The 22,589-nt window shown below is 70.6% G+C and carries 31 protein-coding genes and 2 pseudogenes; 22 read left to right on the top strand and 11 right to left on the bottom strand.

Annotation, left to right across the window (positions count from 1 at the left end):
* Positions 1-44: 44 nt before the first annotated feature.
* Positions 45-683, bottom strand: coding sequence for a hypothetical protein (locus AB0K00_RS23520; RefSeq protein ID WP_363523630.1), 639 nt, complete (start codon positions 681-683; stop codon positions 45-47).
* A 33-nt stretch (positions 684-716) separates the two neighbouring features.
* Complete coding sequence (locus AB0K00_RS23515; RefSeq protein ID WP_363523629.1) at positions 717-1,142, bottom strand: globin domain-containing protein; 426 nt, start codon at positions 1,140-1,142, stop codon at positions 717-719.
* 178 nt (positions 1,143-1,320) lie between these two features.
* On the opposite strand from AB0K00_RS23515, the gene AB0K00_RS23510 reads away from it, so the two are divergent.
* Entirely contained in the window at positions 1,321-1,641 is a 321-nt protein-coding gene (locus tag AB0K00_RS23510; protein WP_363523628.1) for a GYD domain-containing protein, read from the top strand.
* On the opposite strand, the pseudogene AB0K00_RS23505 reads toward AB0K00_RS23510, so the two are convergent.
* A pseudogene (locus tag AB0K00_RS23505) lies at positions 1,620-1,829 on the bottom strand (hypothetical protein); the annotation flags it as partial. The gene AB0K00_RS23510 and the pseudogene AB0K00_RS23505 overlap by 22 nt on opposite strands.
* A gap of 37 nt (positions 1,830-1,866) precedes the next feature.
* Here AB0K00_RS23505 and AB0K00_RS23500 point away from each other — a divergent pair.
* From AB0K00_RS23500 to AB0K00_RS23485, 4 genes and pseudogenes are all read left to right on the top strand, one after another.
* Positions 1,867-2,049 (top strand): annotated as a pseudogene (locus AB0K00_RS23500) (MBL fold metallo-hydrolase); the annotation flags it as partial.
* A gap of 34 nt (positions 2,050-2,083) precedes the next feature.
* A complete protein-coding gene (locus tag AB0K00_RS23495) occupies positions 2,084-2,359 on the top strand; it encodes a hypothetical protein (protein ID WP_363523627.1) in 276 nt (91 codons plus the stop codon).
* The gene (locus AB0K00_RS23490) at positions 2,356-2,697 is read left to right on the top strand and encodes a type II toxin-antitoxin system PemK/MazF family toxin (RefSeq protein ID WP_363523626.1); all 342 of its coding nucleotides are present in this window, start codon (positions 2,356-2,358) and stop codon (positions 2,695-2,697) included. Before AB0K00_RS23495 ends, AB0K00_RS23490 begins: the two co-directional genes overlap by 4 nt.
* Before the next feature lie 78 nt (positions 2,698-2,775).
* Entirely contained in the window at positions 2,776-3,483 is a 708-nt protein-coding gene (locus AB0K00_RS23485; RefSeq protein ID WP_363523625.1) for a uracil-DNA glycosylase, read from the top strand.
* Positions 3,484-3,496: 13 nt separating this feature from the next.
* Here AB0K00_RS23485 and AB0K00_RS23480 read toward each other — a convergent pair whose 3' ends face one another.
* On the bottom strand, positions 3,497-4,024 hold the full coding sequence (locus AB0K00_RS23480) for a DUF302 domain-containing protein (protein WP_363523624.1): 528 nt from the start codon (positions 4,022-4,024) through the stop codon (positions 3,497-3,499).
* 193 nt (positions 4,025-4,217) lie between these two features.
* Between AB0K00_RS23480 and AB0K00_RS23475 the strand changes: the two genes are divergently transcribed.
* The 4 genes from AB0K00_RS23475 to AB0K00_RS23460 all read left to right on the top strand — a co-directional run bounded on the left by AB0K00_RS23475 (position 4,218) and on the right by AB0K00_RS23460 (position 7,122).
* Positions 4,218-5,075 carry a hypothetical protein gene (locus AB0K00_RS23475; RefSeq protein WP_363523623.1) on the top strand — a complete coding sequence of 286 codons (858 nt, stop codon included), beginning with the start codon at positions 4,218-4,220 and terminating at the stop codon, positions 5,073-5,075.
* A 67-nt stretch (positions 5,076-5,142) separates the two neighbouring features.
* Positions 5,143-5,382, top strand: a complete 240-nt coding sequence (locus AB0K00_RS23470) for a hypothetical protein (protein WP_363523622.1) — start codon at positions 5,143-5,145, stop codon at positions 5,380-5,382.
* Positions 5,383-5,477: 95 nt separating this feature from the next.
* Positions 5,478-6,119, top strand: coding sequence for a hypothetical protein (locus AB0K00_RS23465; RefSeq protein WP_363523621.1), 642 nt, complete (start codon positions 5,478-5,480; stop codon positions 6,117-6,119).
* 10 nt (positions 6,120-6,129) lie between these two features.
* The gene (locus AB0K00_RS23460; RefSeq protein WP_363523620.1) at positions 6,130-7,122 is read left to right on the top strand and encodes an NAD-dependent epimerase/dehydratase family protein; all 993 of its coding nucleotides are present in this window, start codon (positions 6,130-6,132) and stop codon (positions 7,120-7,122) included.
* Between the two features lie 31 nt (positions 7,123-7,153).
* On the opposite strand, the gene AB0K00_RS23455 is transcribed toward AB0K00_RS23460, so the two are convergent.
* Positions 7,154-7,936: a methyltransferase domain-containing protein gene (locus tag AB0K00_RS23455; protein ID WP_363523619.1), complete on the bottom strand. Its 783-nt coding sequence runs from the start codon at positions 7,934-7,936 to the stop codon at positions 7,154-7,156.
* Between the two features lie 190 nt (positions 7,937-8,126).
* Between AB0K00_RS23455 and AB0K00_RS23450 the strand changes: the two genes are divergently transcribed.
* The gene (locus tag AB0K00_RS23450; RefSeq protein WP_363523618.1) at positions 8,127-9,122 is read left to right on the top strand and encodes a LacI family DNA-binding transcriptional regulator; all 996 of its coding nucleotides are present in this window, start codon (positions 8,127-8,129) and stop codon (positions 9,120-9,122) included.
* Positions 9,123-9,127: 5 nt separating this feature from the next.
* On the opposite strand, the gene AB0K00_RS23445 is transcribed toward AB0K00_RS23450, so the two are convergent.
* Positions 9,128-10,099, bottom strand: coding sequence for a WYL domain-containing protein (locus AB0K00_RS23445; RefSeq protein ID WP_363523617.1), 972 nt, complete (start codon positions 10,097-10,099; stop codon positions 9,128-9,130).
* A gap of 63 nt (positions 10,100-10,162) precedes the next feature.
* Between AB0K00_RS23445 and AB0K00_RS23440 the strand changes: the two genes are divergently transcribed.
* From AB0K00_RS23440 to AB0K00_RS23415, 6 genes are all read left to right on the top strand, one after another.
* Entirely contained in the window at positions 10,163-10,588 is a 426-nt protein-coding gene (locus AB0K00_RS23440) for a VOC family protein (RefSeq protein WP_363523616.1), read from the top strand.
* Between the two features lie 7 nt (positions 10,589-10,595).
* Positions 10,596-11,141, top strand: coding sequence for a YdeI/OmpD-associated family protein (locus tag AB0K00_RS23435; RefSeq protein WP_363523615.1), 546 nt, complete (start codon positions 10,596-10,598; stop codon positions 11,139-11,141).
* A 27-nt stretch (positions 11,142-11,168) separates the two neighbouring features.
* On the top strand, positions 11,169-13,007 hold the full coding sequence (locus AB0K00_RS23430; RefSeq protein WP_363523614.1) for an alpha-amylase family glycosyl hydrolase: 1,839 nt from the start codon (positions 11,169-11,171) through the stop codon (positions 13,005-13,007).
* Positions 13,008-13,140: 133 nt separating this feature from the next.
* Positions 13,141-14,067 (top strand): LLM class flavin-dependent oxidoreductase, encoded by a 927-nt coding sequence (locus AB0K00_RS23425; protein ID WP_363523613.1) that lies wholly within the window; start codon positions 13,141-13,143, stop codon positions 14,065-14,067.
* Between the two features lie 166 nt (positions 14,068-14,233).
* Entirely contained in the window at positions 14,234-14,713 is a 480-nt protein-coding gene (locus AB0K00_RS23420; RefSeq protein WP_363523612.1) for a YbaK/EbsC family protein, read from the top strand.
* A 444-nt stretch (positions 14,714-15,157) separates the two neighbouring features.
* Positions 15,158-16,027, top strand: coding sequence for a C40 family peptidase (locus AB0K00_RS23415; protein ID WP_363523725.1), 870 nt, complete (start codon positions 15,158-15,160; stop codon positions 16,025-16,027).
* A 146-nt stretch (positions 16,028-16,173) separates the two neighbouring features.
* On the opposite strand, the gene AB0K00_RS23410 is transcribed toward AB0K00_RS23415, so the two are convergent.
* Positions 16,174-16,608 (bottom strand): cupin domain-containing protein, encoded by a 435-nt coding sequence (locus AB0K00_RS23410; RefSeq protein WP_363523611.1) that lies wholly within the window; start codon positions 16,606-16,608, stop codon positions 16,174-16,176.
* 179 nt (positions 16,609-16,787) lie between these two features.
* On the opposite strand from AB0K00_RS23410, the gene AB0K00_RS23405 reads away from it, so the two are divergent.
* The 3 genes from AB0K00_RS23405 (at position 16,788) to AB0K00_RS23395 (ending at position 18,843) form a co-directional block, all read left to right on the top strand.
* Positions 16,788-17,249: a hypothetical protein gene (locus AB0K00_RS23405; protein ID WP_363523610.1), complete on the top strand. Its 462-nt coding sequence runs from the start codon at positions 16,788-16,790 to the stop codon at positions 17,247-17,249.
* Positions 17,250-17,315: 66 nt separating this feature from the next.
* Complete coding sequence (locus tag AB0K00_RS23400) at positions 17,316-17,603, top strand: hypothetical protein (RefSeq protein ID WP_363523609.1); 288 nt, start codon at positions 17,316-17,318, stop codon at positions 17,601-17,603.
* 58 nt (positions 17,604-17,661) lie between these two features.
* Positions 17,662-18,843, top strand: coding sequence for a hypothetical protein (locus tag AB0K00_RS23395; RefSeq protein ID WP_363523608.1), 1,182 nt, complete (start codon positions 17,662-17,664; stop codon positions 18,841-18,843).
* A 60-nt stretch (positions 18,844-18,903) separates the two neighbouring features.
* Here AB0K00_RS23395 and AB0K00_RS23390 read toward each other — a convergent pair whose 3' ends face one another.
* The 3 genes from AB0K00_RS23390 to AB0K00_RS23380 form a co-directional block, all read right to left on the bottom strand.
* Positions 18,904-19,269, bottom strand: coding sequence for a VOC family protein (locus AB0K00_RS23390; RefSeq protein ID WP_363523607.1), 366 nt, complete (start codon positions 19,267-19,269; stop codon positions 18,904-18,906).
* A gap of 53 nt (positions 19,270-19,322) precedes the next feature.
* Positions 19,323-19,931 (bottom strand): TRIC cation channel family protein, encoded by a 609-nt coding sequence (locus tag AB0K00_RS23385; protein WP_363523606.1) that lies wholly within the window; start codon positions 19,929-19,931, stop codon positions 19,323-19,325.
* Positions 19,932-20,068: 137 nt separating this feature from the next.
* Positions 20,069-20,482, bottom strand: coding sequence for a hypothetical protein (locus tag AB0K00_RS23380; protein WP_363523605.1), 414 nt, complete (start codon positions 20,480-20,482; stop codon positions 20,069-20,071).
* A gap of 257 nt (positions 20,483-20,739) precedes the next feature.
* Between AB0K00_RS23380 and AB0K00_RS23375 the strand changes: the two genes are divergently transcribed.
* Together AB0K00_RS23375 and AB0K00_RS23370 are read left to right on the top strand one after the other, a co-directional pair.
* On the top strand, positions 20,740-20,949 hold the full coding sequence (locus AB0K00_RS23375) for a hypothetical protein (RefSeq protein WP_363523604.1): 210 nt from the start codon (positions 20,740-20,742) through the stop codon (positions 20,947-20,949).
* Positions 20,950-21,088: 139 nt separating this feature from the next.
* The gene (locus AB0K00_RS23370) at positions 21,089-21,469 is read left to right on the top strand and encodes a hypothetical protein (RefSeq protein ID WP_363523603.1); all 381 of its coding nucleotides are present in this window, start codon (positions 21,089-21,091) and stop codon (positions 21,467-21,469) included.
* A gap of 58 nt (positions 21,470-21,527) precedes the next feature.
* Here AB0K00_RS23370 and AB0K00_RS23365 read toward each other — a convergent pair whose 3' ends face one another.
* Entirely contained in the window at positions 21,528-22,040 is a 513-nt protein-coding gene (locus tag AB0K00_RS23365) for a hypothetical protein (protein WP_363523602.1), read from the bottom strand.
* A 52-nt stretch (positions 22,041-22,092) separates the two neighbouring features.
* On the opposite strand from AB0K00_RS23365, the gene AB0K00_RS23360 reads away from it, so the two are divergent.
* Complete coding sequence (locus AB0K00_RS23360; RefSeq protein ID WP_363523601.1) at positions 22,093-22,542, top strand: nuclear transport factor 2 family protein; 450 nt, start codon at positions 22,093-22,095, stop codon at positions 22,540-22,542.
* Positions 22,543-22,589 lie beyond the last annotated feature (47 nt).

Raw genomic sequence — 22,589 nt, 5'->3', positions numbered from 1 at the left:
AGAGGGCCTCTTGCCCCTGCCGTGTTCGATCACGGGCGCGGCGCTCAGGCGTACAGCGCTTCCGCCGGTCCGAAGAATTCGAAGTTGATACGTTCGTCGGGCACGTCCAGGGCGCGCAAGCCGATCGCGAGCATGCGCATGAAGCCGCGGGGGCCACAGAAGTAGAAGTGGGCGTCGGCGACCGGAACGGCGCCCTTGAGCCAATCCATCGTGACCCTGCCGGGCAGGTCGTAGTCTCGGCCGAGCACGTCCTCGGGTGCGGGGTGCTCGTAGAACACGACCGGGTGGATCGGTCCGTTCGCGGTGGCGAGGTCGCGGACGTGCTGTTTCATCGCGTGCTGGCGACCGCCGAGTGCGGCGTGCACGTACCACGTCTCGGGTGGTGTCCCGCGGCCGACCAGATGCTCGAGCATGGAAACCATCGGCGTGAGACCGACGCCACCACTGAGCAGGACCAACGGTCGGCGGGACGCCTCGTCGAGGAAGAAGTCGCCGGCCGGCGCGCTGACCTGGATCACGTCGCCCGGACCCACTTCCTCGTGCAGATAGCTGGACGCCATGCCGGGTGGTGCGTACGGCGCGGCCTCCGGAGGATCCTCCCGCTTCACCGAAATGCGGTAGTGGTCACGGCCGGGTGCGCAGGAGACGCTGTAGTTGCGGACGACGGACTCCTGGCCACCCAACCGCCGGGCGTACGGGCATGCCGGTCGTAGATTTCACGCTCCCGGCGCATCAGTGTCGGCGAGGAAGTCGTACGCCTGCGTCCACGCCGCGATCACCTCATCGGTGGCTGCTTGTCCGAGCACGTCTTTCAACGCGCCGATCAACGCCCGGCCGACGTAGGGGTACTGCTCGGACTGGATGTTGAGGCTGGTGTGTTTCTGCGCGATCCGCTCGACCATCGGTCCACACTCGTCGAGACGGTCGATGTTGTCCGCGTACGCGTGGACCGCCCCGGCCAGCGACCGTGGCTGGCTGCCCGACTGCCCGTGGTGGGACTGGTTGAACAGCCTTTTGATCTCCTCGTGCTGGAACAGGATCTCGTACATCCGCCTGCTGATCTCCAGCCCCCGCTCCCTCAGGATCGGCGCGGTCGCCTTGACCGTGCGCACCGTTCGTGGGCTGAGCACGGAAGCGGTCATCGCGCATCGCTACCCGCTCCGGCAGAGGCTATGCGCGACCCCGCAGTCAGCCGGTACCGGCAATCTCGACTTCCCCCCGGGGTCCTGGACGGACCACAAACCCGACCTGGTCCCCGGCTTCCTGGCGTGGGCCGGCACGTCTCCGGCGATTACGCTCGATTTTGAGGGGGTGATCTCTATGTCCAGATTCCTTATCCAGGGGACCTTCACGCTCGACGGGCTTCGCGGGCTGCTCAAGGAAGGAGGCAGCGGGCGCGTCGAGGCAGCCCGGAAGATGGCCGAAAGCATGGGCGGGCGACTTGAGTCGTTCGACTTCTGCTTCGGCGACAACGACACGTATGTGATCTGCGAACTGCCGGACAACAAGGCCGCCGCGGCCGTCGCTCTCGCGGTTGGTTCATCTGGTGGAGCCACCACCAAGACCGTGGCGCTGCTGACCCCGGAGGAGGTCGACCAAGCGGTTCAGCAGAGCGTCGACTACCGCGCGCCGGGCGCCTGATCCGGCCACCGGCGGGCCGGCCCGGTCGCGTTCATGACCTCCATGTCCCCTATGTCCCCATCGATGCACTCGACGTAGACCTTCGGGAGCACATCGACGGAGTGACCGGCTCGCTCGGCGACCTCCGGCGCGTGGACACCAGCGTTGAGCCAGCGACTGACGCCCGCGTGCCGCAGGTCGTACGGGCGGGGCCGCAGCGCGGTGGTCCGGCTGCTGCGCGACTCCCCCGGCGGGGTCGGCAACACGAGGGGCGACAAGGCGAACTTCGAGTCGCTGATCAACGATGTGTCGACGAAGATCTTCGACCGGTTCCCGGACGAGACCGAGTTCCATCCGGGGCACGGCAGGGACTCGACGCTGGGCGCGGAGCGGCCGTCGCTGCCGGAGTGGCGCGCCCGCGGCTGGTAGCTTCAGCGGTCTACCGTTCGGTAGACTGGACGGTATGAGCACCACGACCATCAAGGTCGACTCCAAGGTCCGCGACCGGCTCGCCGTCCTGGCGCACGAGCGTGGGACCACCATGGGCGCACTGCTGGCCGAGGCGACCGAAACGCTTGAGCGGCAGGCGTTCTTCGCGCGCGCCCAGGAGCAGCTGGCGAGGCTCCGCGACGAGGATCCGGACGCGTGGGCCGTGGATCGGGCCGAGTCGAGGTCGTGGCAGGCGGGCACTGACCGGGACACACTGAGCAGCGACGACCCGGCTGGCTGGTGGGAGTGACCACGGTCCGCACCGGGGAGATCTGGCTCGCCGAACTTGATCCGACCGTCGGTCACGAACAGGGTGGCCGCCGCCCCGTTGTCGTGGTGTCGTCGAACGGGCTTCACGCGCTGCCGATCAACATGACCGTGGTGGTGCCGTTGACCAGCCACGACCGGGGGCTGGTGACACAGCCGCGAATCTCCGACGCGCAGTCGGGACTTCGCCAGGCCAGCTTCGCCCGGCCCGAGGACATGCGCGCCGTCGACGCGGGCCGCCTTCAGCGGCGTCTTGGCCAGGTGAGCGACGAGGACCTCGCCGAGATCCGCAAGGTGATGCGGTACTTCCTGGATCTCTGACAACTGTGCTCATCAAGCGCCGCCGCCGCTCCCCGACCCGTTGCGCCGAGTGGACGGCCGGGCGATAGATTGCCGGCCATGAACGTGCCGGCGAAGCCCGTGTACCTGCTGGACTTCCTGCCCGACGACTGGCGCGAGGCGGTTGCGCCGTACGTCGATGCCGCTGTCGTGGCGGCGTTGTCCTCGTTCGTTGTGGAGCAGTACCAGTCCGGCACGGTGTATCCGCGGAAGCAGGACATCTTCGCCGCGTACCGGTTGTGCCCGCTTGCCTCCACCCGGGTCCTCATCCTCGGCCAGGATCCGTACATCAAGCCGGGGCAGGCCCACGGGCTGAGTTTCAGCGTGCCGCCGGGTGTTCCGGTGCCGCCGTCGTTGCGCAACGTGTACCAGGAGATGCGTGACGACCTGGGTGTCGATCCGCCGCCGTCCGGCGACCTGACCGCCTGGTGCCGGCAGGGGGTGATGCTGCTCAACGCGGTGCTGACCGTCCGCGCCGGGACGCCGAACTCGCACAAGGGGCGCGGCTGGGAGGACATCACCGACGCGACGATCCGGGCGCTGAACGCGAAGGCGGAGCGGGTGGTGTTCGTACTGTGGGGCGCGGCGGCGAAGGCGAAGGCACCATTGGTGACGAACGACCGGCACGTCGTGCTGCGGGCCGGGCACCCGAGCCCGATGAACCCGACCGGGTTTCTCGGCAGCCGGCCGTTCAGCCGGATCAACGCGGCGCTCACGGCGACCGGAACCGCACCGGTGCGCTGGTCACCCGCGATGCCGAGGCAGTGACGCCCACTTCCGCTCACACGGTGAGGGACGGGGGTACGGGCAGGCGCAGGGCGTCGAGGAGGGCGGCGAGTTTGTGGTCCAGTTCGACGCCCACCGCGGTGATGTCCGGCTGGCCGAGTGACGCGAAGTGCAGGCTGGGCTGGTCCGTCGAGAACAGGACGGGACCGCCCGGCACCTGGGAGATGACGGTGCGCAGCGGGGCGTACAGCATCACGGTCGGGTCGTGGCGGAACATCCGCTCGGCGATCGTGTGGTTGCCCATGAGATAGGCGGCGCACTTGGAGGTGTCTCCGGCGGCGCGCATGAGGGTGTCGGCCGCGAACTTCCAGTAGATCAGGAACCCGTGCCGGGCAATGTCGTCGGTCAGGTCGATGACCGCCTGCCATCCGGCGTCGTCGGCCACGAGCCGCTCGATACGGGCGGCGGGGTAGACGGGGACGGCGGCCTCGTACCGGGCGACGACATCCTCGAACGAGCCTTCAGCCTCGACGGCCAGCCGCCGTGCCGCCCAGTCCACCGCGACGGCGCGCGATCCGATCATTGGCTTCCTCCTGGCGTTGCCCGGGTGTCCCGCCCGCTGCGGGAGTCAGGGTGCGGACGCCACTACCCGAACCGCCGCTTGCGGAACCCACCCTGGCGACCGACTCTGGCGGACTCACTTCGGTCCAGAAGTACATACGCAGCGTGATCAGCGGATTAGCAGAACGTGAGCAACTTCGATAGTCTCTGGCTCCATGCCGAGCCGATTGCACGAGATGCTCATCGAGATGTTCCGGGAAAGACCTGTGCTGGCCGCCGAGCTTCTGGGCGGTCCAGTCAATGTCGCGGTGCCCCGCTTCGACGAGGCGCGGGTGTCCCCGGGCGATTTTACCGACGTTGTGCCGACCGAGTACCGGGCCGACGCGGTGGTGACGCTGAGCGACCACAACACGACAGTGCTGGCGGTGGTCGTCGAGATCCAGCTCAAGGCCGACGCCCGCAAGCGGCGTACCTGGCCCGCATATGTGGCCACGTTGTATGCGCGGCTGCGATGCCCGGTCGCGCTGCTGGTCGTGTGCCCCGCCCAGTCCGTCGCCCGCTGGTCCGCGGCGCCGATCGTGATCGGTCCGCCGGGGTCGGTGCTGACGCCGGTGACGGTCGGCCCGGATCAGGTGCCTGCCGTCACCGACCTCGACACCGCCCGCCGCAGTCCCGAGTTGGCGGTCCTGTCGGCCCTCGCACACGGCGCCGACCCGGACCCCCAACCGATCCTGGAGGCCCTGCTCACCGGGCTTTCCGTCATCGATCTTGCACATGCCAGCCTGTACACTGATCTCGTATTTGCGGTGCTGCCTGCGGCGACCCGCGACTTCCTGGAGGTACTCATGACCACCACGGGTCACAGATATCAAAGCGAATACGCCCGCCGGTATTTCAGCGCCGGGGAGGCCAAGGCGGTGCTGATGGTGCTCGACTCCCGCGGCGTCGCGGTCTCGGATGAGCACCGCACCCTCATCACAGGTTGCACCGAGCAGGCACAGCTCGAGACCTGGCTCCGCCGCGCGGGCATCGCTGAAAAGATCCAGGACCTCGGCGACGAGTTCGCCGGCTGAACTTCTGTTTTCAACGGCGCCGGCAACCCTCCAGGCCGGCGGCGGCTCGCAATGAACTGGAGGATTTATGGTCGCCTGGGATTACCAGTTCGAGAGCAAGTACGCCCGCCGGTACTTCGACCGAGGTGAGCGACGCGGCAAAATCCACGCGCTGCTGCTTGTCCTGAACGCCCGCGGCATCACGCTTTCAGACGAACATAAGGCCGTCATCACCAGCTGCACTGACATTCCCCAGCTCAACCGCTGGACCTTGCGTGCCAGTTCGGCGGTCAGAATCCGAGAACTGGGCGATCAGTTCGCCCGCTGAGCGGTCGGCGCGGCGTTCGCTAGAGGCCGCCGCTGGCATCGGTGAACCGGGCCACGGCCGGCACGCTACGTCGCGCTTCCCGCGATACTTCAGAGGTGCGAGGGGCGGCGGAGGTACGGGAGCGGCTGCGGCACGTGCGGTGGATCGGTGGGGGCAGCGGCGGCGGGAAGTCGACGGTCGCGCGGCGGTTGGCGGGTGAGCACGGGTGGCGGTTGTACGCGACCGACGACGTGATGGCGGAGCACGGGAGGCGCAGCACGGCGCTGGACAGTCCGTTGCTGTGTGCGTTCGCGGCGATGGACATGGACGAGCGGTGGTTGCTGCGGTCGCCGGAGGTCATGCTCGAGACGTTCCACTGGTTCCGGGGTGAGGGGTTCGGGCTGATCGTCGATGATCTCCTGCGCCTGCCAGACACGACCGGGGTGATCGTCGAGGGGTTCAGGTTGCTGCCGCGGCTGGTGCGGCCGCTGCTGGCCGAACCGGGCAACGCCGTCTGGTTGTTGCCCACGCCGGGGTTTCGCCGGGCGGCGTTCGAGAGCCGGGGGTCGCTGTGGGCGATTGCCGGGAGGACGAGCGACCCGGAGACAGCGCTGCGGAACCTGTTGCGGCGGGACCTGCTGTTCACGGAGCGGGTCGGGGCGGAGGCTCGGGCGTTGGCGCTGCCGGTGGTCGAGGTCGACGCCGCGATGACCGAGGATGAGCTGACGGCGCGGGTGGCCGCGGGGTTCGGGCACTAGGCTGATGCTCATGCGGATCCTGATCGTCGGGGGCACCAGGTTCGTGGGGCGGCACATCACCGAGGCCGCGCTTGCCGCCGGGCACGAGGTGACACTGCTGCACCGCGGGCAGACCGGCGCCGACCTGTTCCCATCGGCCACGCACCTGCATGCCGACCGGAACGCGCTGCCGGCCGGGCTGTTCGAGGGCCACGGTGACTGGGACGCGACCGTCGACGTCAGCGGTTACCTTCCGCGACAGGTGCAGGGACTCTCCGACGCGCTCGGCGGGCGGGGCGGGCGTTACGTGTACATCTCCAGCGTGTCGGCCTACGCCGTGCCGGCCGGGCCGGGGTTCAGCGAGGACTCGCCGCTGCAGGAGCTCGACGACCCGACGGTCGAGGAGGTCACCGACCAGACCTACGGGCCGTTGAAGGCCGCGTGTGAGCGGGTCGCGGCGCAGCGGTTCGGGACGTCGACGCTGATCGTCCGGCCGACGTATGTGGTGGGGCCGCACGATCACCTGTCGCGGTTCACGTTCTGGGTCGAGCGGGTCGCCCGCGGCGAGGAGATCCTCGCGCCGGGGCCGCGCGACGCCGCGATCCAGGTCATCGACGCGCGTGACATGGCGGACTGGACGATCCGGCTGCTCGGCCGGCCCGGGGGTGGCGTGTTCCACGCGGTCAGCCCGGCGCCGCCGTTCTCGTTCGCGGACCTGCTGGAGGCGATGGTCGCCGAGGTCGGGCCGCCCGGGACGACGCTGACGTGGGTCGACCCGCAGTTCCTCAGCGATCGGGGACTCACCGGGGAGAGCCTGCCGCTGTGGTCCGCGTTCGACGCCGAGAAGGATCTGAACGCGGCCGACCCGGCGGCGGCGTTCGCGGCCGGACTGACGCCGCGGCCGCTGCGGCAGACGGTGCGGGAGACGTACGAGGACGCGCTGCGGCACCCGCTGCCACCGCCGGCGGAACGGCTGACCGCCGAGCAGGAGTCCCGTGTCCTCGGCGAATGGCACCAGCGCTGAGGCACAGCACAATCCACGCTGTTCACGGCTGTCAGGCGGCCGTTCCGCGGACCGCCAGGGCTCGGGCGAGCAGCGGGATCGACCCGTCCGCGGCCCGCGGCAGGCGCTCGCGGAGCAGGTCGCGCAGCGCGTCGCGGTGCTCCTCGGACAGCGACGCGACGTAGCCCGGCGCGGGACCCGTACCGCCGAGAAATGGGATCCAGTAGTCGTCGAAGTCGGCAAAGACCGCGGTCGTGTCGATCGGGCGGGTCGTGACGTCGGACAGGCCCACGGCGGACCACAGGTCGCTCAGGGCGCCGGTGGAGCAGATGGAGAAGCGGCGACCCTCGTCCAGGGCGGCGGCGGCCGGGTCGAGGCCGGTCGCGGCGTCCCAGAAGTGGCGCATCATGGCCATCCCGTCGGCGTAGTCCCACACGTACGCGGCGACGACCCCACCGGGCGCGGCGACCCTGGCGAACTCGGCGACGGCCGCGGCGGGTCCCGGCACGAAGTTGAGGGCGAGCCCGCTGACGACGACGTCGACCGCCGCGTCGGGCACGGGGAGCGCGCGGGCGTCACCGGTGACGAACCGGGCGGTGAGCCGGGACCGCGCCGTCGTGAGGAAACCATCGGAGGGGTCGACGCCGGTCACCTCCGACGGCGCGGCGGCGGCCATGATCGTCCCGGTGAGCGCGCCGGTGCCGCAGCCGACGTCGAGCCAGCGCCTGCCGGGCGGCACGGCGAGCCACTGCAGGAACCTGGCCGCGACCGGACGGCTCCACCGGCCGACGTACGCCTCGTAGGCATCGCCCCTGGCCCAGACCTCATTCGCCATGCCGCCACCGTAGGCCGCGGCGGCAACCAGCGGGGCACCTGGCCGGGCCGGTGGCGAGGCGGGCGGGGCTCCCCAGTGGCGCCGCGGGTCCGGCCGGTGGAGGGATCGGGGCGGCTTCGGCGGCGGCCGGCGGCGATGCGGACCGGTGACCGTGCCGTACTTCTCCGCGGGATGCTGCCATAATCCTCCGATGGGTAGCCGACCGAGCCTCGCACAGGTGGCGGCGCTGTCGGGAGTGTCGGTCAAGACGGCGTCGCGCGCGTTGAGCGGCGAAGGGTATGTCGCGGTCGAGACCAAGGCGCGGGTGCAGAACGCCGCCGACGAGCTGGGATACCGGCTGAACCGGACCGCCCGGGAGCTGCGCCGCGGCGGGAACACCTCCACGCTCGTGGGCCTGCTCAGCGGCGACCTGGCCAACCCGTTCTACTCGCGGCTCGCCAGCGGCCTGGAGCGGGACCTGCGCATGCACGGGCTGCAGCTGATCACCGCCAGCACCGACGAGAACCCGGAATGGGAGCGCCGGCTCACCGACTCGTTGCTGGAGCGCAGGGTCCGGGGGCTCGTCGTCGCCTCGACGATGGCCGAGCACGGGCACCTGGCGGCGGAGCGGCGGCACGGAAGCCCGTTCGTGTTCGTGGACCGGCCACCGGTGGACCTGACCGCGGACGCGGTGCTGCTGGACAACCGCGGCGGGGCGAAGCGGGCCGCCGAGCACCTGCTGGAGCGCGGCCACCGGCGGATCGGGATCGTCGGGGACCTGTCCCGGTTGAGCACCCACCAGGACCGGGTCGAGGGGTTCGCGGAGGCGATGGAGGCGGCCGGCGTCGCCGGCTGGCGCGACTACTTCCTCGAAGACGCGCACGACGTCGACAAGGCCGAGCGGGCGGTCCTCGCGCTGCTGGCCCGGCACCCGGCGCCGACGGCGCTGTTCACCACCAACAACCGGATCACGACCGGCGCCCTGCGGGCCATGCGCAACAGCGGCCGGGACACGGCGCTGATCGGCTTCGACGAGCTGGACCTCGGCGACGTGCTCGGGGTCAGCGTCATCGCGCACGACCCGGAGGAGATGGGCCGGCACGCCGCGCGGCTGCTGCTCGCCCGGCTCGACGGCGACGACGGGCCGGCGCGGCGGGTCGTGCTGCCGACGCGGCTGATCGAGCGGTCCACCACCGCGCCCTCCTGACTGCCCTACATCGTGCTGGCAGCGGCGCCGCCCACGGTGTCGGCTACGGCGGCCTGGTAGCGGGTCGCGAGGTCGCGGAGCAGGTCGCGCAGCTCGGGCGGGTCCAGCACGGTGAAGCCGAAGCCGATCGAACCCAGGAACCCGGCCAGGTCGATGAGCTTGTCGGCGCCCGTCTCCAGTTCGCAGGTGGCGTCGCCGGTCGGGGTGAGCAACCCGGCCGTCGACGCCAGCCTGGCGGTCACGTCCGCGATCGGCGCGTGCAACCGGATCCGGGCCGGGACCCGCCACGCCGTCGACGCGACCCCGCGCAGCACGTGCGCGACCGCGTCGCCGCCGGGTGGCTCGCGGGGCGCGAACCTGGGGCCCGTCGGCGGGCGCAGCACGACCAGATCGGCGCGGAACGTGCGCCAGTCGGCCCGGTCGACGTCCCAGGCGAGCAGGTACCAGCGCCGCCCGGTGTAGACGAGCCGGTGCGGTTCGGCCCGGCGCCGGCGGTCCTTGTAGTCGAAGCTGATCCGCTCGTGGTCGCGGGTGGCCGCGGCCAGGGCGGTCAGCAGCGACGCGTCGACCGTCGGGCCTCCCCCGGCCGCGGATACCGTCGCCGAGCGCAGCGCGTCCACCCGCCGCCGCAGCCGGGGCGGGAGGGTCTGCTCCAGCTTGATCAGCGCCCGCAGCGCCGGGTCCTCCAGCCCCGTGACGGACCCGGCGGCGGCCGCGCGCAGGCCCACCGCGACCGCGACCGCCTCCTCGTCGTCGAGCAGCAGCGGCGGCATCGCGGCACCGGCGCCGAGGCGGTAGCCGCCGGTCGTGCCGGTGCTGGAGTCGATGTGGTACCCCAGGCTGCGCAGCCGCTCGACGTCGTTGCGGACGGTCCGGGTGGTGACGGCGAGCCGGTCGGCGAGGGCGGCGCCGGACCAGTCGCGGCGGCTCTGCAGCAACGACAACAGCCGCAGCAGCCGCGCCGAGGTCTCCAACATTCGGCCAAGTCTGCCAGGTATTGAGGAACGAATCTTTCCGCAACGGCGGATACCGTCGTACCCATGACGAACAGCAGCAGCAAGGGCAAGAGCACCTTCCGGGGATTCGCGACCCTCAACTTCTTCGCCGCCGACCATGAGGCCGCCAAGCGCTGGTACGCGGACCTGTTCGGCATCGAGCCGTACTTCGAGCGGCCCGGCTACGCCGAGTTCCGCATCGGCGACCACGAGGCGGAGATCGGTATCATCGACAGCCGGTACGCGCCGCACGACGCCACCGCCTCCCCCGCCGGCGCGTTCATGTACTGGCACGTCGACGACCTCGAAGGAACCCTGGAGCGGCTCACGTCGATGGGCGCGACGCCGCTGCAGCCGATCACCGAACGCGGTCCGGGCTTCGTGACGGCGGCCGTCACCGACCCGTTCGGCAACATCGTCGCGATCATGCACAACCAGCACTACGTCGACACCGAGAACGGGAGATCGTGAACGCCTGATGGAACCGATCCTGTTCGCCGACACGGCGGCGTTCGAGGCCTGGCTCGGCTCGCACCACGCGAACACCGCCGAGGTATGGATCCTGATCGGCAAGAAAGGCAGCGGGGTCGCCAGCCTCTCCGTGATGGAGGCGCTCGACGTGGCGTTGTGCTTCGGGTGGATCGACGGGCAGCGCAAAGGGTTCGACGATCGGCATTTCCTGCAGCGGTACGTGCCGCGCCGGCCTCGCAGTACGTGGTCGCAGGTCAACGTGGCGAAGGTCGAGGCGCTGATCGCGGCCGGCCGGATGCAGCCCGCGGGGCTGGCCGAGGTCGCGAAGGCGCAGGCGGACGGGCGGTGGGCGGCGGCGTACCCGTCGCAGCGCACCGCCACCATCCCGGCCGACCTCGCGGCGGCGCTCGCCGGTTCCGCACCCGCGCAGGCGGCGTTCGAGGCGTTGGCCGCCACCGAGCGGTACCTGCTGATCCTGCAGCTGCACAAGCTGCGCACCGCGGCCGGCCGGGCCGCCCGGGTGAAGGCCATCCTCAAACAGCTGGAAGCGTGAGACGGTGGTCGGATGGAGCCGCATCGCATGGACTTGCGGAGTGTCGCGGACATTGATTTCCGTGCGCTGACCGACCGGGTCTTCCACCCGTCACCGGCGGCGTGGGAGGACGAGGTCCTGTACTTCCTGCTCGTCGACCGCTTCTCGGACGGTCAGGAGCGGGGCTACCGCGACAACCTCGGCGCGACCGTGCCGGACGGTGCCACGCCGCCACTGCTGCCCGGTGACCACGGCAACGCCGTCGGCACCGAGGACGAGGCGGCGGCGTGGCGGGCCGCCGGGGGCGACTGGGTCGGCGGCACCCTTGCCGGGCTGCGGACCAAGCTCGGCTACCTGCGCCGCCTCGGCGTCACCGCCGTCTGGGTCAGCCCGATCCTGCGTCAGGTGCCGGCCGCCGGGACGTACCACGGTTACGGCACCCACGACTTCCTCGCCGTCGACCCGCATTTCGGTACCGGCGACGACCTGCGCGAGCTGGTCGACGAGGCGCACCGGCTCGGCATCCGGGTCGTCCTGGACGTCGTGCTCAACCACGCCGGCGACGTCTTCGCCTACGAGCCGGACGTCGTGCCCGACTGGAATGGCCGGCCGTATCCGGTCCGCGGCTTCCGTGACATCCCGGGCGGTGCCGTCCGGCCCGTCGAACTGCAGCGGGCCGGCACGTTCACCGGCAAGGGCCGCATCGTCGACTGGGACCGTTTCCCCGAGTACGTGGAGGGGGACTTCGAGGAGCTGAAGGACATCCACCTCGGCACGGGCTCCCCCGACGAGTACCGGCCGTCGCCGGCGCTGATCGCGTTGACCCGGGCGTACCAGTATTGGATCGCGTACGCGGACCTCGACGGGTTCCGCGTCGACACGGTCAAGCACATGGATCAGGGGGCGGCCAGGTACTTCGCGTCGGCCATCCACGAGTTCGCGCAGTCGATCGGCAAGGAACGCTTCTACCTCATCGCCGAGATCACCGGCGACCGGGCGTTCGCGGTGCGGACCCTGCAGTCCACCGGGATGGACGCCGCGCTGGGCATCGCCGACGTCCAGGACCGCCTCGAGTGGACGGTCAAGGGTGCCAGGAACCCGGCGGAGTACTTCGCGCTGTTCCGCAACTCGCTGCAGGTCGGCGTCGACTCGCACGCGTGGTTCCGGGACCGGGTCGTCACCGGGTACGACGACCACGACCAGGTCCGCAAGGGACCGGCCAAGGCGCGCTTCGCCGCCGACGACGCCGGGCAGCGGCTGGCGCTCGCGGCGCTCGCGCTCAACGCCACGACCCTCGGCATCCCGTGCGTCTACTACGGCAGCGAGCAGCTGTTCGACGGGCGCTTCGGCGGGGAGGGCTTCGCCGGGGTGAACCTTGACGACCTGCCGGGCCATGACCGGTACATCCGAGAGGCGATGTTCGGCGGGGACTTCGGGCCGTTCCGGAGCCGGGGCCGGCACGCCTTCGACGAGACCCAGCCGGTGTACGTGGAACTGGCGAAGATCCTCACGCTGCGGCGGCGGGTCCCGGCGTTGCGGCGGGGGCGGCAGTACCTGCGGGAGATCTCCGGAGACGGGATCGGGTTCGGGTTGCCGCAACTGTGGGGCCGGGCCGAGCCCGGGACGCTGCGGTCGGTGGTGCCGTGGTCGCGGATCTTCGCCGACCACGAGGTGCTGCTCGCGATCAACACCGACCTGTCCGGGCCGCTGACCGTGTGGGTGACGGTCGACGACGGGCTGCACGCCGCGGGCGCGACGCTGACCTGCCGGTACTCCACGGACGCCGGCGCGATCGGGCAGACGGTGACCGTCGAGGCGCGCAACGGTAAGGCGGTGCTGCTCACGGTGCCGGCGGCTGGGTTTGTCGTGTATGCCGCCACCGATTGACGGAGTTGACGTCGGTGTTGATGTGCGCTTATGGTCATAGGTGCGCGGGTCGTGGGGGTCGGGGATGTCGTGGGGGTCGGGAATACGGGGTGATGGGCGTCCGGCGGGTTGGCGGGGCTGGCAGCATGGCGGGATGACGACGCTTGGTGCCGTGTTCGTGCCGCAGTTGCCACCCGAGCGGCTGCGTGCCGTGGTTCGTGCCGCCGACGAGAGCGGGCTGGAAGAGCTGTGGCTGTGGGAGGACTGTTTCCTCGAGAGCGGGGTGGCGACCGCGGCGGCCGCCCTCGCGTGGTCGGAGCGGCTGCGGGTCGCGGTGGGGTTGCTGCCGGTCCCGCTGCGCAACGTGGCGTTGACGGGGATGGAGCTGGCGACGCTCTATCGGCTGTTCCCGGGGCGGGCGCTCGTCGGGGTGGGGCACGGGGTGCAGGACTGGATGGGGCAGGTCGGTGCGCGTCCCGAGTCGCCGGTGACGCTGCTTCGCGAATACGTGACGGCGCTGCGGGCGTTGCTCGGCGGGGAGCGGGTCAGCGTCCAGGGCAGGTATGTGCGGCTCGACGGGGTCGCCCTCGACTGGCCTCCTACGGCAGCGTCCGTGGGGGCGGCTGCGGCCGGAGCAGTTGGGACTGCGGCTGGGGTGCTGAATCCTGGGATGCTGGTCGGGGCTACCGGGCCGAAGACGTTGCGGCTCGCTGGGGAGGTGGCTGACGGGACGATCCTGTCCGGTGGCACGGATGTCGACGGGGTCAGGGCGGCGCGGCGGCTCATCGACGAAGGGCGGCAGGCGGCCGGGCGGAGCGGACCGCACCCGGTGATCGTGTACCTGCACACGGCGACCGGTGACGGCGCCGCCGAGCGGATGGCGGCCGAGCGGGTCCGCTGGGGGTATCACGACGGGCAGGACGTGTCGGTGGCTGGGGACGCGCATGCCGTCGCCGACGCGGTCAACCGGTGGGCGGAGGCGGGCGCTGACACCGTGGTGCTCCAGCCGACCGCCGACGACCCCGATCCGGAAGGGTTCATGCGGTTCGTGGCGGAGGAGGTCAGGCCGCTCGTGGCGTAGCGGCGGGGCGTGAGGGCGGGGCGGGGGTAGGGGCGGGGCGCTGGCGTACGGTGGCGGGGACTGACGAAACGGAGCGCCGATGTCGCCGAATCCCGGCCCGGAACCTGCGCCGGACCGCGGGCCGAATCCGGCCGTGAATCCTGTGGACCCTGGTGTGAATCCTGGCGTGGGTTTTTCGGGGAATCCTGCGGTTGCGGCAGCTGAGGGTAGTGGGATCGCGTTCCGGGTCGTCGAGCACGGGCCGGTCCGCAGCCTCGCCGAGGCCGCCGCGGCGCGTGGCGTGGCGGTCCCCGACGTCGTGAAGACGATCGTGGTGCGGGTCGGCGACGGGGACTACCGGTTCGTGCTCGTGCCCGGTGACCGGGTCATCTCCTGGCCGAAGTTGCGGGCCCTCCTCGGCGTCAACCGGCTGTCGATGCCGGACGCGGCGACCGCCCGCGACGCGACCGGGTATGAGCGCGGCACGATCACCCCGTTCGGCTCGACGACGGCGTGGCCGGTGATTGCCGATGAGCGGATCCTCGGGCGTGAGATCACGCTCGGTGGGGGGCGGCACGGCGTCGCGCTGGCCGTTGACGCCGGCGCGGCCGTCGAAGTGCTGCGGGCGACGGTCGCGGACGTGTCCGAGGTCGAGTTTCCCAGCTGAGTTCCTGGCTGAGTTTCTGCTGAGTCCCTGCTGTGGCCTGGCTGTTCGGCCGGTCGGCGGTTGATCGACTCGCGCTGTTGCTCGTGGGTACGGACGGAAAAGTGCCCGCCAATGGCAATTTGGGTAAAAAGCCGGACTTATTCGGAAACTGTGGGAATGTGGCAGCTGGCAACCATCATTGCCCGGGTTTCCGGCACATGCGTTCCGGCGGTTTTGCCGCTGGGAGGCACGGCCCAGACCGTGACAGCGCACGCAGACGTGCACGCCGCGGCGGGGCCACCGGAGAGCGCAGGAGAGCCCCGGGCCTAGCGGGGAGTCGCACTGTCCACACATCTGTTGCGCCGTCCCGACGGGGCGGCCCGCCGCAGCGTCACCGCGGCGAACACACGGAGTGTCATCCGTAGCACCAATTTCCGGTACGGCCTCGGCACCGTGCTCTGCGTGATGCTGTGCACCGTCGCCGGGAGCGGGCCGGCACACGGCTCCCAGGAGTACGCGGGAGCGAGCCACAGCAACCGGATCAGCACGGCGGCACCACCGGCGGGCGTCCACTCGATCGCGTACTACCGGGGGACCACGGTCGACGAGCGCGCGGAACTTCGCGAGATTCGTGCCGCGAGCAGGAGCGCCCTGCGGGCCCGGGGTGGGCTGGCAGGTGGCGTGGGCCAGCCTGGCGGCGCCTCGGACGCTGCACTGGTCGGGGGGACGCAAGAGGGCGCGCAGGTCGGGGGCACGGCGAATCTGTCGGCGACCGCCGCGGGGGCGGCCGACGGCACCGCGAAACGAGCTCGATCGGCGCAGCAGGCCGGCCGGCTCGGGCAAGCCACGCCGCGGACAGGTCCCGGCCGGCAGCGCGGGTCGAGCCCACGCGCCGCGACAGCACGCAAAACGGCGCCGCGCGCTGCGACACCGCGCCTCACAACACCGCGCGCCACAACACCGCGTGCCAGCAGCAGTGGGCTCGGCGGCAGTGGGTTCAGCGGGGGTGGCGGGGTTGTCGGGTTCGCGCTCGCTCAGGTCGGCAAGGGGTACGGGTTCGGATCTGTCGGGCCCGACCGGTTCGACTGTTCGGGGCTGGTCGCGGCCGCGTACCGGCAGGTTGGGATCTCCCTGCCGCACCAGACCGGTGGGCTGGCCGGGGTCGGGCGGGCCGTCGGCCGCGGTGAGCTGCGCCCCGGCGACCTGGTGTTCCCGTCGGTGGGCCACGTCGGCATTTACATCGGCGGGGGGCGGATCGTGCACGCCTCGACCGAACGCGGCGGGGTGAAGATCTCGCCGATCTACTCGTTCCGTTTCGCCAGGCGGGTCGGCTGACCCAGCAGGACTGACCCAGCGGGTCTGTGCCAGCAGGTCTGTGCCAGCAGGTCCGTGTCAGCGGGTCTGTGTCAGGCGTTCCGTAGCAAGCCGGTCACCTTGACGGTCCACATCGGACAGCATCGGGTCCGATGTGGACCGTTCGGTCAGGTCGCCAGGCGGAAGTCGGCGAAGTCGAAGCCCGGGGCGACGACGCAGCTGACGAGGACGGGTTCGGTGCCGGTCGGGGTCGCGGCCTGCCACACGCCGGCGGGGATCAGCACCTGAGGGCGCTCCCCCGCGGCGACGTCGCCGCCCAGGAGTGCGGTCGGGCCGTCGCCGGGACGGTCACCGGAGCCGCCGAGGCGCAGGGCGAGCGGACCGCCCGAGTGCCAGAACCACAGCTCGTCGGAGCGGACCACGTGCCACGCCGACTCCTCGCCCGGATGCAGCAGGAAGTAGATGGCGGTCGCCGCGTTGCGGGGGCCGTCATAGCCGTCGGGGGCGAACGTCACCGGCGAACGCCACGTCTCCCGGAACCAGCCGCCTTCCGGGTGCGGCGCCATGTCGAGCAGCTCCGCCAGCTGAGGTCTCGTCGTCATCCCGTCACGGTAGCGACCGCCGCTGGGGAGCGCAGCGACCGCCGCTGGAGAGGGCAGCGACCGCCGCTGGAGAGGGCAGCGACCGCCGCCGGGGAGGGCAGCGTCCGGCCGAACGTCCGGTGCGCTCAGGCGGCCCAGCTTGCGATGCTGGCTGGGTCAGGCGTTGCCGTGATGACTGCATGCTCAGTGAGGTTGAGGTCGTGAAGCTGGAAGCACCGGGCGGCGCAACCGTCGAACTCCGCGTCGTGGACCGCACCAGCACCACGCCAGGGCGGGACCCGGGTGCGCTGCTCGTCGTCGAAGGGATCGTCGACGCCGGTGACGGGCGGGCGTGGACGTTCCGCGACGCGTGCCTGACCGCGGCGGAGGGGGCGACGCTCGGTGGCTGGCTCCTGCGGGCCGCGAAGGGACGGCTGGAGCTGCCGCACCGGCTGACGTTCGCGGCGCCGAGCCTGACGTTCACCTTGGAGGAGCACGACCACCTCCAGCCCCGCGTCACGATCGGGTTCTCCCTGACGGCGGCGCCGCCGTGGCTCGGCGAGGAACGCGACCGCACCTACGACTACCCGGTGACCCTCGACCTCGACCCGGAGTCCCTGGAGGCCGCGGCCGTGGACTGGGAACGACAGCTCGCCAGGTGACAGGGCTCGTGGTGACTGGGATCCTGGTGAGAGGGCCGCGGTGACATGGTCGACTATGGTCGCCGCATGGCGATCGAGTTCCTGCACGACGACCAGATCCTCGTCCTCGACGGGCGGGTCCTGGAGATCTTCCGGCGACACGGCCAGGACACTCAGCGTTACCACGTCGCGTTCCTCGGCGTCTACGTGAAGCCGAAGGGCGACCGGTACAAGGTGCAGGTCGGCCTGAGCTACGGCGAGCAGGTCCTCGGCGGCACGACGCTGACTTTGGACCCGATGCAGTTCGCCAGGTTCCAGGAGTTCATCGGGCACGCGACGGCGGCCCGCGACAGCGCACCCAACCCACCACGCTGACTGGTGCACTGACCCGCCGTGCTGACCCCGCCGTGCTGACCCGCCGTAGGATCGCCGGATGCGACGACGCACCGCGGCTGCTGCACTGACGACCGTCGTTCTCGCGCTCGCCGGCTGCGGCGGGTCACCGGCGAAACCCGCGTCCAGCGCGCCCGCAGCCAGCGGCGCCGGTACGGCGGTGAGCGCCGCGCCGTCCGTACCGGCGACGCAGAACGCAACCGCGAGCGCCTCCGCGGCGGCGGCCATGCCCGCGCAGGGCAACCCGAACGGGCGGGCGACCGTGCCGGCCGAGGCGAGGGCCGTCGACACGTCGAAACCGACCAGGGTCGTCGGCAACGGCAGCGCGGGCAGCTGCACCTCCGAGGCGGTCGTGTCGGCGGTCGGCGCGGGCGGGATCATCACGTTCAACTGCGGGCCGGAGCCGGTGACGATCGCCATGAAGGCCACCGCGAAGGTCAAGAACGTGCAGGGTGCGAAGATCGTGCTCGACGGTGGTGGCAAGGTGACGCTCAGCGGCGAGGGCCGGCGGCGCATCCTGTACATGAACACCTGTGACAAGAACCAGGGCTGGACCACGTCGCACTGCCAGGACCAGGACCACCCGTCGCTGACGGTGCAGAACCTGACGTTCGCGGACGGTAACTCCACCGGCGAGACCGCGGAGGGTGGCGGCGGCGGTGCGATCTTCGTGCGCGGCGGGCGGTTCAAGGTCGTCAACTCGCGGTTCGTGCGCAACCGCTGTGACCAGACCGGCCCGGACCTCGGCGGCGCCGCGATCCGGGTCCTCAGCCAGTTCCACAACCAGCCGGTGTACATCGTGGGCAGCACCTTCGGCGGCGCCTCCGGCCAGGGCGGCGTCTGCGCCAACGGCGGCGCCCTGAGCAGCATCGGCGTGTCGTGGGTGGTGCTGAACAGCGTGCTGTCGTACAACTCGGCGGTCGGCAGGGGCGCCAACCCGGCCCGCGGCGGCACGCCGGGCGGCGGCAGCGGTGGCGCGATCTACTGCGACGGCAACCTGTTCACGGTCCGGCTCGCCGGGACGCTCGTCGAGCAGAACAAGGCGAACGAGGGCGGCGGGGCGGTGTTCTTCGTCAGCAACGACCGCACCGGCACGATGTCGATCGAGAGCTCGACGCTGCGGAAGAACCCGAGCGCCGGGTTCGAGACCCAGGGGTTCCCTGGCATCTTCTTCCTCGGCGCCCGGCCCCCGTCGGTGTCGTCGTCCTCACTGACTCGCTGAGCTCGCAGGCTGAGACCGCTGGCAGGCTACGAACGCAGGCAAGCTACGAACGCAGGCAGGCTACGAACGCAGGCAGGCGCAGAACGGGTGGCCGGCCGGGTCGAGCAGCACCACGTACCGGTCGGGTGCGGGCTGGAAGTCGGGGCGGGTGGCACCGAGCTTGAGCGCGCGCTCCTCCGCGTCGGTGAGGTCGTCGACGTAGAAGTCGAGGTGGAACTGCTTCGGCACGGGGCCCTCGGGCCACGTCGGGGTGGTGTAGCCCTCGATCTGGCCGAAGCCGATCGACGTGGTGCCGTCGCTGATCATCGCGTACTCGGCCTGGGTGTGGGTCACCTCCCAACCGAGGACCTCACTGTAGAAGGTGGCGAGCACCGGCGGCTCGGCGCAATCGATGTTGACCATGATGAGCGTGGCGAATCCAGACATGCCCTCATCCTGCCGCCGGTTCCTGCCACCTCATGTCAGGAATTCCCGAACGGTTATGAGGCCGTCGGCGCGGACCAGTTGCGGCGCAGCGCGATCATTCGCAGGACGAAGACGAGCACCGCGGCCAGGGCGATGCTCACCGGCCGCTGCATGTGCAGCGCGTCCAGCGCCGCGACCGAGGCACACCCGCTCAGGCCGGCCACGGCGTAGATCTCGCGCCGCAGCACCGTGGGGATCTCGCCGGTGAGCAGGTCTCGGATCAGCCCGCCGCCGATTCCGGTGATCATGCCGATGATGCAGGCGCCGACGGGCGGGATGCCGGCGTCGAGCGCCTTCAACGTGCCGGTCACGGTGAACAGGCCGAGGCCCGCCGCGTCGAGGACCAGGACCGTCCAGTGCAGCCGGCTGACCGTCGGATGCAGCCAGAACGTCGCCGCGGAGGTGACCACGGCGACGGCCGCGTACCGCCAGTCGACGAACGCGAACGGCTGAACGTTGACGAACACGTCCCGCAGGATGCCGCCGCCGAGGGCCGCCATGAACCCGACGAACACGACCCCGAACAGGTCCAGCCGCTTCGCGACGCCGGCGGCCGCGCCCGAGGCGGCGAACACGGCGATGCCGACCAGGTCGACGACGAGCAGCAGGCTGAACTCTGACACGGTTGTGCTCCAGCGGGTTGTGCTTCAGCGGTACGGGGACGCGAACGGCGCGACGGGCGCGGCGCCACACGGCACCGCGCCCGTTCTTGTATTCGGCAGGCGTTGTATACGGCCAGTCATGTATACGGCACGCCGCTTCAGATGTTGTTGATGATCGCCATGCTGGTCTCGTGCTGCATCGCCATCATGTCGGAGACCGCGGCCGCGTCGTAGTAGCCGCCGGTGCTCGCGCCGGTGTCGGCGGCGGTGTCGGCGGCGCTGACGTCGCCGTCGAGGTTGCCGCCTGAGCCGTCGTACTCAGCGGTGTCGGTCGGCTCTGCGGTGTACGCCGGGTCTGCGGTCAGGTCGGTGTACTCGTCGGTGAGGGCGTTGTACGACTGCTCGTAGACGCCGTTGCCGTCCTCGTCGAGGGCGGCGAAGTCGGCCTCGCCGTCGCCGTTGAGGTCACCGACGATGACGTTGGCACCGTCGTCGGTGGTGTAGATCACGGCCTGGTCCTCGACGCCGTCACCGTCGAGGTCGGTGGTGAACGGGGTGTACTCGTCGCTCATATCTGTGGCTCCTTCGAATGCCGATCAGGGTGCTGCGTTCAGGGTGCTGCGTTCAGGGTGCTGCGTTCAGGGTGCTGCGTTCAGGTGGATCAGGGAACGAGTGGAACCGTACGAGCAGGCCCGTGGCCCTGACTCCCCCATTGCTGCCAACCAGACAGCGAGGAAGATCACCGGGCGGGTTTGCGTCACATGGGCTGCGGGGTATTCAACCGTCGATTCGAAGAAGACGAGTTCGTTCGATAGATGGAGGCAGTCCCGTGGGCAGAGGATCCGGTATCGGCGGGGTCATCCTCGTCATCTGGTTGATCATCGGCGTGATCGCGGCAGGGCAGCGCGGCTACTTCGACAGCGACGACACCAACTGCGCGAAGACCGGCACGATCCTCGTGACGATCGTCGCCGGACCACTGAACTATCTGGGTGTCAACCCGAAGATCAACTGCGACCTGCCGGAGCCCTCGAAGTAGGAGCCACCGCAGTTCGCTGGAGCCGGTGCCACCGTCATGGCACCGGCTTCAATGCTGTCCCGCGCTCCGGGCGGGCTGTCCAAGCCTGCTCACGGCGGACTCTCGGTTCGCTTCCAGCGTGGCGCGTTAGCTTCGGCGCATGGATGAGCACAAGGCACGGCGGGTGGTCGACACTCTGCGGGAGCGGGGCGTACCCGCACATCTGGAACTGGCGAAGGCCGGCCTGTCGGCATTCGGGGTGCGCATCGCGCTGCCGGACGGGCGCAGCGCCGTGTGGGACACCGACGGCACCGCGGGCCTGGAGGCGCAGGTGATGCGGGACGGGATGCTCGTCGGGTACGTACCGATGATCGAAGGCTCGGAACTCTTCACCGAGGCGCAGGTCGTCGACGCGATCGCCCGTACCGAGTACGACCGGCCGATCGCACGGCAGCGTGCGGTGGCGCCGGCGCCAGGACCGGCACTGCCCTACGAGGGAGGGTTCTTCCGGCGGTTCCGGTCGGGGTTCCGCACCACCTGACGGTAAGACTGCGTCGCCTGACGGTAAATCAGCATCGCCTGACGGCGGGCAGCCGCCGTCACAGGTCCTGGGTCTGCGCGCGTTCGATCTCGGTGAATGCGGCCTGCAGGTAGCGGGAGAACGGACGCATCTGGAGCAGGTCGACGAGCAGCAGCGGGGCATGCCTCGCCAGAGCCTGCGGTGACGGGCGACCTTCGTCGTCGTTGTCGTCCTGTACGCCGAGGGCACCGACGAGCAGCACGACCATGACCTGCGGGTCGACGTCCTGCCACTCGGCTGCCGAGCGCACCGCGTGCTCCAGGGCGGCGCGCACGTCGTCGCCGTCGAGGCCGTCGGGGTGCAGGTCCTCGAGCAGGGTGCGCACGACGGCGCCGAGGACCAGGCCGACCTGCTCGGCGTCGAGGGCGGCGAGCTGCTCGACGGCTATGTCGAACGCTTCCTTGTCGCGACCGTGAGCCGCCTCCACTGCGGCCGCGGCGGCGGTGGCGATCGCCCTGGCCGGTGACGGCAGGTGTCGCCAGGCTGACGGGGTGCGGGTGGTGTCCACACCGTCGAACCCTAGTGCCTGCACGATCGCCCACCTGCGACGGAGGCGGCAGAGTCGACGTATGACTGCTGCATCTATGACTACTGCCTCAGTGACATCAAGCGCCGCTGCTGTCGCGGCGAACAAGCAGCTGGCGATCCGGTTCCTAGAGCTCGTCGCGGCGCACGACATCGACGCGCTCTGCGCCCTCGTGACGCCCACGTGGACGATGACCGGCGGGCCGCCGGGGCTGCCGGCCGGGCCGGAAGGCATCCGGATCCTGTTCGGCACGTTCGGGAAGATCGAGCAGGAATGGGCGGCGCAGGACGTGATCGCCGAGGGCGACCGGGTCGTGGTTCGTGCCGTCAACACCTGCGACCAGGAAACGTTCCTCGGGGTGCCGAGCAACGGCCGGACCCAGGTGTTCACCGCGACGTTCGTGCACCGGATCGCCGGTACGCCGGACCGCCCGCTCATCGACCAGACGTGGCGCAACGCCGACGACCTCGGCCGGCTCCTCCAGCTCGGCGCGAAAATCGTCGCCTGACGCACCGCCGTGGCGCACGACACACCGGAGCGGGACCCGGAGTTGTC

It is taken from the genome of Dactylosporangium sp. NPDC049525 (assembly GCF_040676755.1).
Taxonomy (GTDB): Bacteria; Actinomycetota; Actinomycetes; order Mycobacteriales; family Micromonosporaceae; genus Dactylosporangium.
Note: the sequence above shows the minus strand (reverse complement) of the source record. Positions and strands in the feature narration are given on the sequence as shown.

Coding starts and splice junctions, on each gene's coding strand:
- AB0K00_RS23425 (WP_363523613.1), top strand. CDS start 13,141: ATGACGACGCTTGGTGCCGTGTTCGTGCCGCAGTTGCCACCCGAGCGG.
- AB0K00_RS23440 (WP_363523616.1), top strand. CDS start 10,163: ATGACGAACAGCAGCAGCAAGGGCAAGAGCACCTTCCGGGGATTCGCG.
- AB0K00_RS23410 (WP_363523611.1), bottom strand. CDS start 16,608: ATGACGACGAGACCTCAGCTGGCGGAGCTGCTCGACATGGCGCCGCAC.
- AB0K00_RS23395 (WP_363523608.1), top strand. CDS start 17,662: ATGCGACGACGCACCGCGGCTGCTGCACTGACGACCGTCGTTCTCGCG.
- AB0K00_RS23370 (WP_363523603.1), top strand. CDS start 21,089: ATGGATGAGCACAAGGCACGGCGGGTGGTCGACACTCTGCGGGAGCGG.
- AB0K00_RS23360 (WP_363523601.1), top strand. CDS start 22,093: ATGACTACTGCCTCAGTGACATCAAGCGCCGCTGCTGTCGCGGCGAAC.
- AB0K00_RS23445 (WP_363523617.1), bottom strand. CDS start 10,099: ATGTTGGAGACCTCGGCGCGGCTGCTGCGGCTGTTGTCGTTGCTGCAG.
- AB0K00_RS23470 (WP_363523622.1), top strand. CDS start 5,143: ATGGTCGCCTGGGATTACCAGTTCGAGAGCAAGTACGCCCGCCGGTAC.
- AB0K00_RS23405 (WP_363523610.1), top strand. CDS start 16,788: ATGCTCAGTGAGGTTGAGGTCGTGAAGCTGGAAGCACCGGGCGGCGCA.
- AB0K00_RS23430 (WP_363523614.1), top strand. CDS start 11,169: ATGGACTTGCGGAGTGTCGCGGACATTGATTTCCGTGCGCTGACCGAC.
- AB0K00_RS23380 (WP_363523605.1), bottom strand. CDS start 20,482: ATGAGCGACGAGTACACCCCGTTCACCACCGACCTCGACGGTGACGGC.
- AB0K00_RS23455 (WP_363523619.1), bottom strand. CDS start 7,936: ATGGCGAATGAGGTCTGGGCCAGGGGCGATGCCTACGAGGCGTACGTC.
- AB0K00_RS23460 (WP_363523620.1), top strand. CDS start 6,130: ATGCGGATCCTGATCGTCGGGGGCACCAGGTTCGTGGGGCGGCACATC.
- AB0K00_RS23495 (WP_363523627.1), top strand. CDS start 2,084: ATGAGCACCACGACCATCAAGGTCGACTCCAAGGTCCGCGACCGGCTC.
- AB0K00_RS23415 (WP_363523725.1), top strand. CDS start 15,158: ATGCTGTGCACCGTCGCCGGGAGCGGGCCGGCACACGGCTCCCAGGAG.
- AB0K00_RS23400 (WP_363523609.1), top strand. CDS start 17,316: ATGGCGATCGAGTTCCTGCACGACGACCAGATCCTCGTCCTCGACGGG.
- AB0K00_RS23450 (WP_363523618.1), top strand. CDS start 8,127: ATGGGTAGCCGACCGAGCCTCGCACAGGTGGCGGCGCTGTCGGGAGTG.
- AB0K00_RS23515 (WP_363523629.1), bottom strand. CDS start 1,142: ATGACCGCTTCCGTGCTCAGCCCACGAACGGTGCGCACGGTCAAGGCG.
- AB0K00_RS23510 (WP_363523628.1), top strand. CDS start 1,321: ATGTCCAGATTCCTTATCCAGGGGACCTTCACGCTCGACGGGCTTCGC.
- AB0K00_RS23475 (WP_363523623.1), top strand. CDS start 4,218: ATGCCGAGCCGATTGCACGAGATGCTCATCGAGATGTTCCGGGAAAGA.
- AB0K00_RS23480 (WP_363523624.1), bottom strand. CDS start 4,024: ATGATCGGATCGCGCGCCGTCGCGGTGGACTGGGCGGCACGGCGGCTG.
- AB0K00_RS23390 (WP_363523607.1), bottom strand. CDS start 19,269: ATGTCTGGATTCGCCACGCTCATCATGGTCAACATCGATTGCGCCGAG.
- AB0K00_RS23435 (WP_363523615.1), top strand. CDS start 10,596: ATGGAACCGATCCTGTTCGCCGACACGGCGGCGTTCGAGGCCTGGCTC.
- AB0K00_RS23485 (WP_363523625.1), top strand. CDS start 2,776: ATGAACGTGCCGGCGAAGCCCGTGTACCTGCTGGACTTCCTGCCCGAC.